Raw genomic sequence first — 12657 nt, forward strand, 5'->3', positions numbered from 1 at the left:
AACCGCTATTTTAAGGGAGCTGGCTTTCATTATTTTTGGATATCAAATTTGATGAATTGGTATTTACGATAAGTGAGTTTATTTGAAACTGCGTCATTTTTATACGTAGGTCCATTCACGGTCGCTTCTTTTTCAATGATGTTAACTTTACTCATATCAACATCTAGTTCTTTTAAAATTTTGCTGAGCATCGCTTTACCATTATTCATTCGATGTGCTGATAATTCTAAATTACTTTTGAACGATCTAGTCGGTACTCTTGATGCACTTGAACTAACATATATATTAACTGTTTGACCAGTTAAGGTTAATGCCTTAACACGATTTGCAAAACTTCTAAATTCAGTGTCAGTGTAATCAAATTTATCTTTATTATACCCAAAATAATGTTCATAGCTCGCGGTGGCAGAAACAGCGTCTGAAACGTTGTTCTGAGTATGATTACTTTTTGGAGTGTCTGGCACAAATTTGATTTCAGGATATAAACTCTCATCGCATGTTACCTTACCTGATTCTACGTTTCGAGCAACTGTGGTTGAAATTTTAACTGCATTTAAATAAGCGACTACAAAAGCATCAGGAAATGTAGCTAACAATTCTTTACGTGCGGCTTCTGCGGCCTTGTATGTTGTATAAACACCAACAAAATAACGCGTATAACCAAGGTCGGTTTTTTCTGTACTCACAGGTTTAAACTTATTATATAAGTCAGGAGAAAGTTCTTTCGTTAAAGCACCAATTTGAACTTTATAAACAATGTTGCAAACCATTCCACTTTTAACGTTTCCAGCATTTTGATTGTTAGAATTGTTAGTTTCTCCATCCACTTGTTGGCCATTGTCTAAGTTATTGGTAACCTGATCACCATTGGTGTTAAAAATTCGTTCAGCAGATAGGCTTACTAAGTCCATTTCTATGGTGTGGTTCAATTCTTGGTATGATGAATTGCATGGTACAAATAACTCTGATTCATGAAATGTCTTATCGTCAAGTTTATAGAACAGGTCATAAGAATGGCATGGCTCTAGTGTAAGCACATATCCTCCATCTCTTTTTCTCGGACGATATACTTTTCCGTCATCATCATTCGCTCTATCTTTAACGATGATATCAATTCCTGAAGGAATAGTTGAACCATCATTCATTTTAATAAAGCCTTTAAGAACAGCAACATTTTGAATGTAGTCGTTATCTCCAAAAACTGTATAAATGTCCTTATCGCCTTGACCATCTAACCGTTCAGAACTGTAAAATCCGGTTCTACCATCAGCAGTTGTAGTATAAAAGATATCATCATCCACAGTATTTAGTGGGTAACCCATATTAATTGGTGTGCTCCAAACATCTTCATCATCAACTTGTGAAACAAAAATGTCATATCCTCCCATACTAGATGGACCATTAGAACTAAAGTACATGGTTTTATTATCAACTCCTAAAAACGGTGAATCCTCATCGAATTCTGAATTAATGGTTGGTCCCAAGTTATAAGCTTTACTCCATTCTCCATTAGGTAAAACTTTCAATCTGTAAATGTCAAGACCACCAAATCCACCTGGTCTATCAGATGCAAAATAGAGGTAGTTTTGATCATCGCTTATTGTGGCATGGCTCTCAAAATATTCGGTATTAAGTTCTGCAGCTGGAAAAGGTGTAATACTCGTGAAAGTAGTATCCGCCATTTCAGAATAATAAATATCTCCACCGTTAACATCTTGGTAAACGAAAACGGTTTGTCCATCAGAAGAAGTTGATATTGAAGCATCATTTCTACGCGGTCGGCAAAAACCAAGGTATTCCGGAGTGCTCCAAGATCCATTATCATTTCTGTAACTCATGTAAACGTCTTCAAAATACTGCCCATTTGCAGTATTTTTTAATTCGTAATTTGAACTGTCAGCACGTAATCTTTTAGATGTGAAATAAAGAACATTTCCGTCAATCGAGATAACAGGACTATATTCAGGAAAAGAAGTATTTATAACATCCCCGATATTATTAATGGTGTAGTTTTTAGGAGAAGCCATTAATTTATTTGCAACTTCACATTGTTTTAATCCTAGTTCCGCAAGATTATATTTTTCATGTTTGTCATTGGCGTTCTCAATAAAATAAGTGTATTGTTCTTGTGCTTTAGCGGTCTCACCATTAATGTGATTGGCCTTTGCCAAGTAGTACATTACTTCTGGAGGCGCATTTCGCTCTAGGTGAGAGTTCGGATTGTAATTTTTATTTACAGCAAATTGCGCTTTTTCGAATGAAGGTAATGCTTCGGACTCACGATTTAAAAGAATATAACATAATCCCGATTTGTAATGGAGATTAGCGTTTTTTTCATCTTCTTCCAAAAGAATTTCCCATACATACAAAGCATCAATGTAGATTTTGTCTAGCATTAGGTTTTGTGCAACATCAAATTTTTGACTAAAGGAAGCCTCTTTTAACTGTTCACGTAACTTTTCTTTCGCTGGCTGAGCAAAACTCATACCTGCTGAAAGAATAAAGATGGATGTAATTAAATTTTTCACAAGCGTCGACATATTGTATCAACATCAAAGAAAAAGAGAATACTGGGATGTTTTAAACTAGGTATAGCAAACTTTTTTACGAACGATTGTTTATAACCTTGATTTTAAGATCTATTCAAACATGAAGAAAGTAAGAATCGACCTGTGTTTTCGATGGGGTTTAATAATTTAATGAGGTGCTCTTGAGTTACTTATGTGAAAGTAGGAGAGCAGTGTTTTTTGTGGTGGTTGTGCAGAAAATAAAATCGGGAGCAAGAATTTGCCCCCGATTTTGTCAAGTTTTGTTAAAGTTCTCTGTTGATGTCAAATTGCTCCAAATAGTCGGCAACTCTTCTAACAAATTGTCCTCCCAAAGCACCGTCTACAACTCTGTGGTCGTATGAGTGAGAAAGGAACATCTTGTGTCTGATCGCAATGGCATCACCTTGTGGTGTTTCAATTACAGCAGGAACTTTACGAATTGCTCCTAGTGCCATAATTGCAACTTGTGGTTGATTGATAATTGGTGTTCCCATTACATTACCAAAAGTACCAACATTAGTTACAGTGTAGGTTCCACCTTGAATGTCATCTGATGCTAATTTGTTCTCTCTAGCTTTATTGGCCAGACTATTGACTTGTTTGGTTAATCCAGTTAAGTTTAAATTGTCAGCTTGTTTGATAACAGGAACGATTAAGTTGCCTGTAGGAAGTGCTGTTGCCATTCCAATATTAATGTCTTTTCTTTTGATAATATGATCTCCATTAACAGAGATATTGATCATTGGAAAATCTTTAATAGCTTTTACAATTGCCTCCATAAAGATAGGTGTAAAGGTAATTTTTTCACCTTCTTTTTTCTGGAACTCATTCTTGATTTTATTTCGCCACATTACGATGTTAGTTACATCAGCTTCAACATAAGAAGTTACATGTGGAGACGTTTGAACGGATTTCACCATATGATCAGCAATTAGCTTTCTCATACGATCCATTTCTATAATTTCATCACCAGGCATTGTTGGAATAACTGGCGCTTCTGTTTTTTGAGGTGTAGCTGCAGGTTTTGTTGCCGCTTGAGTATTTGCTACTTGACTTGAAGGGGCAGGCGCAGTTGCTCCTCCACCATTTTCGATATAGTTTAAAATATCTTTTTTGGTTACACGGTTGTTCTCTCCCGAACCTTGGATGGTCTCCAATTGTTCCATTGATATACCTTCTTCTTTGGCAATACTCCTCACAAGAGGTGAGTAAAACCTACCAGATGGTCCTGACTTGGTCAATTCGGCACCTTCGTTTTGAACGGTTGAAGTTGCAGTTGCTTTTGCTGTTGGAACAGCTTCTACTTCCGCAGGTTTATTGTTGCTTGAAGCTGGGGCAGGACTAGCATCTCCATCTGTAGAGATAATTGCGATTACGTCACCAACCTGAACTACATCATCCTTTTCATAGAGTTTTTTAACCAGAACACCTTCTGCTTCTGATGGAAGTTCATTGTCAACTTTGTCTGTTGCCACCTCTACGAGTGGTTCGTCCATTTCAACAGTGTCTCCAACTTCCTTTAACCAATTTGTGATTGTTGCTTCTGTTACACTTTCTCCCATTTTGGGGAGTCTGATTTCGATTTCAGCCATTGTTCGGAATTAAAAATTTTGAGCACAAATTTAATCGAATTTTTCTGTTTTTCTTGAATTTTGGTAATAGAAATCAACCAAGATGGCCAAAATTCAACAATTATTTTTAATCAAACCGAATAGCTTTTATCGGGTTTATTTTAGAGACCAGATAACTCGGTAGAATTAAAACTATAAAGCAAATTATAACAGTGAGAGAATTGATGTATAAGATATGCAGTAAGTTAAAGCTCACAGGAACTGTATCTAACGAATAAACCGTAGCGTCTAATTGAATAAAACCTGTAAAATGTTGTATTGCTAATAATCCTAAGCCAAGTACATTGCCCCAAAATAGTCCACGTATTAGTAAAAACAGTGCATGATAGATAAAAATGTAGCGTATGCTCTTATTGGATCCTCCTACAGCTTTGAGAATGCCAATCATATTTGTTTTTTCAAGAATTAACACTAAAAGTGAGGTGATCATATTGATTAAAGAGACAACAAGAATCAAAACTATGATGATAGCAATATTCATATCCAATAAGTCCAACCATGCAAAAATATCTCTATGCATTTCGGTAATTGGTGTTGTTTTAAGGTCGTATGGAATTTCTTCATAAATGATGTCATCCATTTTATCCAAATCATCCCAATTATTCAAAATAACTTCAAATCCTCCAGAATAATAATGATGTGTACCATTGCCGTTTTCAATGGTGAGATCTCCAAATGGTGTTCTTATTAAATTACTTGAAATAAATTCGGTTTGTGCCAATGTGGAATCATTACAGTGGCAATTTTCACTCAAATTAAAAAGCGCATGTGAAGTATCGGGAAGTGATAATGGTTCTCGGTCTCTTCCCAAGGACAATTGCTCAAAATCAGAACTGATTAACTGAACCGAACCTTTGCCTGGAGGAATAAGAAAGTAAGGCGAGTCATAATAGCCCATTCCCCAATGGTATTTATAATTTTTTGATCCTCCAGTAGTAATCCCTTTTAATACAAATTGATTATTGATACAGGTATCAGCAAGTGTAATAAATGATTGTACGCCCCAATTATTTAAAGTTTGGATATGGTTGATTTGAGTGAAGATTAATTTTTTGTCAAATTCTTCAAAACCAGAATTATAAATTCCAACAATTTGGAATTTTTGTTTTTTAGGACCAGAATTATCGCGGATAAAAAAAGCATCGCAATGATCATTAACTTGATACCCCATAAGTCGAGCGATGTCTTCTGAAATCAGGATTTCGTTATTTTCGTTCTCAAAACTGATTAGCCGTCCAGCAATCAATTTGTTTTTAAAAAAGTCCCAATCGTAATTTTCATCAACTCCTTTAAATAATACGCCTTTAATATCGGTACTCGAGCGATTGGTATCTCCCGAAGCAAGCTCAAAGGAAACAGAATCACGAAACGATTGAAGTATTGCAGGTTTATACCCAAATGCTTGTACCGTTTTTACTTCCGATAAGGCCTTGATCTCTGGAATAAAATCCTGTTTAATCAGAATTGGAGCCGACTCCATTGATTTATTTAGACCGTCTTTGGTGATTTGAATATGTGATCCAAAGCCAATAACTTTGTTGCGAATACCGTCTTGAAAACCGGTAATAACCGAAACAGTTACGAGCATAATTGCAACACCCAAAACAATACTTGCTAAAGAAATTAAAACGATTGGCTTAGACAACTTGCTTTTTTTGTCTTCACTTTTTAAGATTCTTCGGGCAATAAAAAATTCAGTTTTCAAAATGACTATTTTTACAACCACAAATTTAAGATTAAAATGAAGACTCGTATTATTTCTCTCTTTTTCATCGGAACTTTATTGAGTTGTAGCGCTAGTGAAAATGATGCATTGGTAACTGAACTGGTTAGCAACAGCGATTCGGTTATTGTTAAAAATGAGACACCACCTTTATTCTGTAATGAAAGTATAAAAGTGGGAGCGGAAAACACCATAAATTATTTTCCACAGATTAAGGGAAAAAAAATTGGAGTTGTAGCAAATCAATCTTCGATGATTAACGACACGCATTTAGTCGATTCATTAAAAAATACTGGATTTGATTTAGTAAGGGTGTTTTCGCCAGAGCATGGCTTCAGAGGAAAGGCGGATGCAGGTGAAAAAGTTAAGGATGAAATTGACGATAAAACAGGTTTGCAAATAGTTTCACTTTATGGAAGTAATAAAAAGCCAAATAAAGATCAATTAACGGGTATTGAAGTATTATTGTTTGATTTACAAGATGTAGGAGTGAGATTCTATACGTACATTTCAACGTTACATTATGTGATGGAGGCTTGTGCAGAAAATGGAATAGAGTTAATTGTACTCGATCGACCAAATCCGAATGGGCATTATATCGATGGTCCGATATTAGACCCTGCCTATAAATCATTTGTTGGAATGCACAAAGTTCCTGTAATACACGGAATGACAATAGGTGAATATGGGCAAATGGTTAACGAGGAAGGTTGGCTTTCGAATAATGTTCGCTGTAAAATGTCAGTCGTTAAATGCACCGGTTATGATCATACCAAGCATTATAAGTTACCAAAGTCGCCTTCACCTAATTTGCCGAATATGACTTCGATTTATCTTTATCCTTCTCTTTGTTTTTTTGAGGGAACAATTGTGAGTATAGGGAGAGGTACTGAATCACCATTTCAAATTATAGGTCATCCTGATTACGCTTCTGATTCAACTGATTATAGCTTTGTTCCTCAGCCAAATATTGGAGCTAAAAACCCTAAGCTAAATGGGCGAGAATGTCATGGTTTAAGCTTTGTCGATCTAGCGTTAAGTGATTTGCAAAAGAATGATCAATTAGACCTGTCTTATTTGTATGCATTCTATGATAACCTTAACGCGGGGGAATCGTTTTTCCTGAAAAACAATTTTATTGATTTGCTTTATGGGTCGAATCATTTAAGAAAAAGTATGCTTCAAGGTGAAAGTTTTGAAGAGTTACGTCAAACTTGGTCAACAGGCCTGCAGGAATTCAAAATTTTGAGAAAAAAATATTTGCTGTACCAGGATTTTGAATAGGGTTAAATCAAGTTTTTTGCTTTTAAAGCCTCTATACATTTCGCACGGTCATCAACAAGTTCAATCATCAATTTTTCATTCACCTTTTCATATTTCAAGGTATCAATTAATCCTTTAATTTGATTATATGCTATGACACCTGTAACCACTGGGACAAAAATGAAATAAAGAACTGCCAACCAGTAGCTAGGATAGATTAAATTGTAGAAAAGAAAAATTGACGCAAAATTGTATAAAAATGAAAGAGTTGCGCCTAAAAGTAATTTTACGCCACTCCAAAATACGGGACGTCTAAATGTTTTTTCAACAAAACGTTTTATGATTAAATATGGAATTAGTTGATGAACAATCCCCAGCAACGTGACTGGGAGTAAAGCAATAAAAATAAGGTACTTTGAAATTTGGGACTTGCTCTGTCTTTGACTGTAATTGTTTACCCAATCTTCGTTAATATTATTTTTATCCAATTTCTCGAAGTATTTTTTTAGTTGGTCTTTTAGAGAGCTCCAAGAAGAATCCTCATCTTGATATTCGTCATTTACTTTATTTGCAACTTTTTGCGAGTAACGATATCGGTCAATTAATTTTTCACTTTTATCATAGTGTTTATGATTCATGCCTTTTCTTGATAGAATCAAAACGTGTTCTACAAATGGTGCTAAATCAATGCGCTCAACATGAGTTATTTGTTCTTGGAGGGATTTTTGAATGTCTCTGGTTAGTTTTGTTATTGCCGCATTCGGGTTATTTTCATAAAGTTCTTTATAATCACGTAAATGAATAAGTTCACCATTTGCAACTAAAAGATCTGATCTAAAATGTTTAGGATGGGTATAATTTAGTCCCAAAGCTTGCATTTTAATATCTTCCTTCCAATTTGTTTCAACCATGGTATCAAACCCAATTCGGGCTGGACCTTTTTTGATGGTTTTTAGGCGTCGAATAAAAATGTCATCTGTTACACCTTCCCCAAATAAAATAAGGGATTTCTTACGAAGTAAAGTTTGTCTAAGGTATACAAACGAATCTTTGTTTTTTTCGTGCGAATCTGCACCGTCCATAGCTTTTCGGAAGATTGGTACCATGTGAGAAGCCCAAGTAACCGGTTTTAACCACCAGTAAAAAATATCCCCTCTCGTCACAAAATATAGAATCGGCATTTCAAAATTTCCGGCATTTAATGGATCAATAAATGCGCTTGGATGATTACTCACAAAAATAGTTTGTGCATTAAACTTCTTTTGCCCATTAATCGCTTTTGTACGTCTGTAAAAGATAGACGTGAGATACGGTAAGGTAATTCGTAGGAATAAATAGAGTGGCCTCATAATCGGGCAAAATTAATAATTTCTGTTAAAAAAAGTTAACCAACAAATACAATCTATTAACTTCAGTTAAATTTGACCCTAACCAGTTCTCATCAGCGATTGCAAAGGAATCAGTTTAAAATATTACTCATATTAATGTCGGTAGCCGTTTCTGGTTTACTGCTCTTACAATTTTTTTGGATTAGAAATGTTCATGAAGCAACAGAAGTGCGTTTTGATGAACAAGTTCGTGAATGTCTCGAAAAATCAGTAAGTGATTTAGAGAAAATAGAACTCGAATCAATGATTCCTAAAGAATTGTTTAAAAAAGATTTACAAGGTTCGTACGCTGAGTTTGTAAATAGTGAGTTTAGCGAGGTTCTTAGGGTTGATGAATCTATTGAAATTAGAGATACCACTATAACGCTAGATGGTGAGAAAATACAGTTTTTAGTTGTACAAGGAACTGTAATTGATACAACAACAGGTTTGTTTGCAGAATCTCGAATTTTGACAAAAGAGCTCGGAGATATACAACCCGCAAATATCGATGGAAATATATTATCGATGAAAGATTCGAATTCGTACGCCATTCAGTTAAATAATTCGTTTAATCGGCAAATTATGCGGAAAGCGCAATATTTAGACGAAATTATGGTGAAGATGTTTACGAGTAATTATTTTGATGATATTTCATTGACATTGAATTTATATGTGCTAGATTCTTTGCTTCAAAGGAATTTAGAGAGAGGTTCTTTGGATACTAATTTCTTTTTTAACATTACAAAAGGCGGAGTTACTGCAACAAATTTTATGAGTAAAAGTCCGCATTATAAGCCTGATATAAACGGTCGTTTGTATACAACTACCTTATTCCCTAGTGAAATTTACCCGAGTGAATATGAGTTGATTGTCTCATTTCCAAATGAACGCTCTTATTTGTGGAGTGAAATGGTTGGAACTTTGGTGGCTTCTTTTTTATTGGTGCTAATAATTGTTTTCGCATTTTATTTATCAGTATCAACTATTTACCAGCAAAAGCAACTTTCAGAGATTAAAAATGATTTTATCAGTAACATGACGCATGAACTAAAAACACCAATTTCAACAATTTCTTTGGCTTGCGAAGCTATCTCTGATCCGGATATTATCGCTAATACTGATGAAGAAACTATGAGTAGTTATGTGAGCATGATTGATCAAGAAAATAAGCGACTCGCTAAACTTGTAGAGAATGTTCTTCAAACTTCTCTCCTAGATAAAGGTAGTTTAAACTTGAAGAGGTCGGAAGTAAGAATCGATCTTTTACTCAAGGATATCGTAAAAACATTTCAAATCAAATTCAAACAAAAAGAAGGAAAAGTTGTAATAGATCAATTGGATGAAATTGTAGCACTTGTTGACCGCATTCATTTTGGGAATATTATAACAAACCTTTTGGATAATGCACTAAAGTATAGTAATAGACCTCCTGTCGTTAAAATTCGTCTTATTAAACAAACAAATGGTTTTGAAATGTATTTTTCAGATAATGGTATTGGTATAAAGAAAGATGATCAAAAGAGAATTTTTGAAAAATTATACCGTGTTCCAACTGGAGATGTGCATAACGTTAAGGGATTTGGTTTAGGGTTAAATTATGTTGATTCTATAGTGCGACTACACGGTGGCGAAATTAGTGTTGATAGTACATTAGGAAAAGGTTCTACATTTAAAATTTTTATAGAAAATGAATGATAAAGTAAAAATATTACTCGCTGAAGACGATACTAATTTGGGTACACTTTTGGCCAATTTTTTGAAAGCAAAATCATTTGACGTGACGTTGTGTGTCAATGGCGAAATCGCACTTGCACGATTTAAAGAACAAATGTTTGACTTTGTTATTCTAGATGTAATGATGCCCGTTAAAGATGGGTTTACAGTGGCTAAGGAAATACGGGAGGCGGACACTGAAATACCAATTTTATTTCTCACTGCTAAGTCAATGCAAGACGACAAAATGTCCGGATTTAAAGCTGGAGCGGATGATTATATGACAAAGCCTTTTGCCATGGAAGAGTTGTTAGCAAGGGTCAATGCAATCCTTAAAAGAACCTATAAAGGAGGGAAAAAGGAAACAAATTTTGAATTTGGAGATATTGCTTATGATTACCTGCAGCAGACAATAAATCTTTCTGGTGAAGAGAAAAAATTAACCACGAAAGAGAATGAACTTTTTTATTTACTCGTGAAAAATAGGGAAGGAATTTTAGATCGAAATGAGGCTTTACGCCAAGTTTGGGGAGACGATAATTATTTTAATGGACGTAGTATGGATGTTTACATTACGAAGCTTAGAAAATATATCGCCAAATCAAACCTCGTGGAAATCATGAATGTACATGGAAAAGGTTTTAGACTCTTAATTAAAAGCTAAATTCTCTCTGTTTTTATCTGGTTTAGACTAATTTTGCATTTGGTATGAAAACGACAAAAATTAGTCATATAGCGCACCTTGCAGAATTGTGTTCACAAGCAGGTATTCGGCAAATTGTATTATCTCCTGGTTCGCGTAACGCACCCTTAGTAATTGCTTTCGATAGTCATCCTGAAATAGAAACTTTTGTTGTCCATGATGAACGAAGCGCGTCTTTTTTTGCTTTGGGATTAGCAGAAGCAAGTGGAAAACCTGTTGCTTTAGCATGTACTTCTGGATCTGCTCCTGTAAATTATGGACCGGGTATTGTTGAGGCTTATTATCGACAAATCCCGTTGTTGGTTTTAACAGCTGACCGTCCTAGTCAATGGATTGATCAAGGGGATGGCCAAACAATTCGCCAGAAAAAAATGTTCGCTAATTTTATTAAGGCTGATTTTGAGTTGCCAAATCAACCTAATTCAGAAGAAGTCTTAATCAGCGATAAAATTGTTAATCAAGCGCTCAATCTGTTAGTTAACCAGCCAACTGGTCCCGTACATATCAATATCCCATTAAACGAACCGCTTTATAATACGCAAGATTTTATTCCTAATCCTGTAAATGAATTAGTACTTAATAACAATCTTGAATTAAACGATGAAGAAGTTGCTTTTATCCGGGAGAACTATCAAAAATTAGAAAAAAAATTGGTGCTTATTGGACAACTAAATCCCTCGGAAATTGATATATCAACCTTGAAACCGTTATTGACTGATCCTTCCGTGGCTTTTTTAGTTGAAAACACTTCGAATATTCAAGATTTTGAAAATGTTTGTCATTGCATTGATAGAACGCTTTCAATTATAAATGAAGATGAAATCCAAAAATATCAACCTGATTTGTTGATTACGCTTGGTGGAGCAATCATTTCCAAACGAATTAAAGCATTTTTAAGAAAATGTAAACCGCAGCAAAATTGGCGAGTTGGAAACTTTATGATAGATGAGGATACTTATGCGAGTAAAACTAAATCCTTTAAGGTGAATCCTAAATCTTTCTTTAAAATTTTTAAGAATAATAATATAGTTCCGACTTCAACATTTGGAAACCTTTGGAAACAGGCCGATTTTTTGGCAGAGCAGCGACATATAGAGTTTTTAAATTCTGTTCCATTTTCAGATTTTAAAGCATTTGAGTTAATTATTGATACATTACCGGAATTTGCCAATTTACACATGGGAAATAGTTCAGTTGTTCGATATTGCCAGTTGTTTAATCCAATTCAAAGTGTAAAGTACTATTCAAATCGAGGAGTGAGTGGAATTGATGGTTCTTCAAGTACTGCTGCCGGATTTGCTAGAAATACCCTGGAACAATTGAACGTTGTTATTTCTGGTGATATATCGTTTTTCTATGATTCCAACGCTTGGTGGAACGCTTATTTAAGTCCTAACCTGAGAATTATTTTGATTAATAATGGAGGAGGAGGAATCTTTGAAATTATCGACGGACCTGCAAAATCGGACCAATCTAAATCTTTTATTGCTCCTTTTGAAGCCAACGCCGAACTTCTGTCAAAGGCATTTAACTTAAATTATATTACGGCGAGTAGTGAAAATGAGATGATGAATTTGTTTGAACTATTTTACAGTGAGTTTGAAAATAAACGACCGGTTGTTTTTGAAATTAAAACAAAAGGTTTATCAAATGCGAAAATATTGAAGTCTTATTTTAGTTATATAAAGGATAACCAGTAGAATAC

8 protein-coding genes are annotated in these 12657 nt (G+C 34.7%); 4 read left to right on the top strand and 4 right to left on the bottom strand.

The window, feature by feature from the left end; genetic code table 11:
* Positions 1 to 29: 29 nt before the first annotated feature.
* The 3 genes from A8143_RS08805 to A8143_RS08815 all read right to left on the bottom strand — a co-directional run bounded on the left by A8143_RS08805 (position 30) and on the right by A8143_RS08815 (position 5885).
* Positions 30 to 2528, bottom strand: coding sequence for a PD40 domain-containing protein (locus A8143_RS08805; RefSeq protein WP_175437522.1), 2499 nt, complete (start codon positions 2526 to 2528; stop codon positions 30 to 32).
* A 284-nt stretch (positions 2529 to 2812) separates the two neighbouring features.
* Positions 2813 to 4141 carry a dihydrolipoamide acetyltransferase family protein gene (locus A8143_RS08810; RefSeq protein ID WP_066758524.1) on the bottom strand — a complete coding sequence of 443 codons (1329 nt, stop codon included), beginning with the start codon at positions 4139 to 4141 and terminating at the stop codon, positions 2813 to 2815.
* Positions 4142 to 4247: 106 nt separating this feature from the next.
* Positions 4248 to 5885 carry an ABC transporter permease gene (locus A8143_RS08815; protein ID WP_066758525.1) on the bottom strand — a complete coding sequence of 546 codons (1638 nt, stop codon included), beginning with the start codon at positions 5883 to 5885 and terminating at the stop codon, positions 4248 to 4250.
* Positions 5886 to 5921: 36 nt separating this feature from the next.
* On the opposite strand from A8143_RS08815, the gene A8143_RS08820 reads away from it, so the two are divergent.
* Positions 5922 to 7187: an exo-beta-N-acetylmuramidase NamZ family protein gene (locus A8143_RS08820; RefSeq protein ID WP_066758528.1), complete on the top strand. Its 1266-nt coding sequence runs from the start codon at positions 5922 to 5924 to the stop codon at positions 7185 to 7187.
* A gap of 2 nt (positions 7188 to 7189) precedes the next feature.
* Here A8143_RS08820 and A8143_RS08825 read toward each other — a convergent pair whose 3' ends face one another.
* Positions 7190 to 8515 (bottom strand): lysophospholipid acyltransferase family protein, encoded by a 1326-nt coding sequence (locus A8143_RS08825; protein WP_066758529.1) that lies wholly within the window; start codon positions 8513 to 8515, stop codon positions 7190 to 7192.
* 135 nt (positions 8516 to 8650) lie between these two features.
* Between A8143_RS08825 and A8143_RS08830 the strand changes: the two genes are divergently transcribed.
* The 3 genes from A8143_RS08830 to menD are packed head-to-tail and all read left to right on the top strand — an operon-like array spanning position 8651 to position 12652.
* Positions 8651 to 10231 (top strand): sensor histidine kinase, encoded by a 1581-nt coding sequence (locus A8143_RS08830; protein WP_066758531.1) that lies wholly within the window; start codon positions 8651 to 8653, stop codon positions 10229 to 10231.
* A complete protein-coding gene (locus tag A8143_RS08835; protein WP_066758532.1) occupies positions 10224 to 10913 on the top strand; it encodes a response regulator transcription factor in 690 nt (229 codons plus the stop codon). The genes A8143_RS08830 and A8143_RS08835 overlap by 8 nt, the downstream gene beginning before the upstream one ends.
* A gap of 44 nt (positions 10914 to 10957) precedes the next feature.
* Positions 10958 to 12652 carry a 2-succinyl-5-enolpyruvyl-6-hydroxy-3-cyclohexene-1-carboxylic-acid synthase gene (gene menD, locus A8143_RS08840; protein WP_066758533.1) on the top strand — a complete coding sequence of 565 codons (1695 nt, stop codon included), beginning with the start codon at positions 10958 to 10960 and terminating at the stop codon, positions 12650 to 12652.
* Positions 12653 to 12657 lie beyond the last annotated feature (5 nt).

Origin of the sequence: Crocinitomix algicola (assembly GCF_001661595.2) — a bacterium.
In the GTDB taxonomy this organism is placed as follows: Bacteria; Bacteroidota; Bacteroidia; order Flavobacteriales_D; family Crocinitomicaceae; genus Crocinitomix; species Crocinitomix algicola.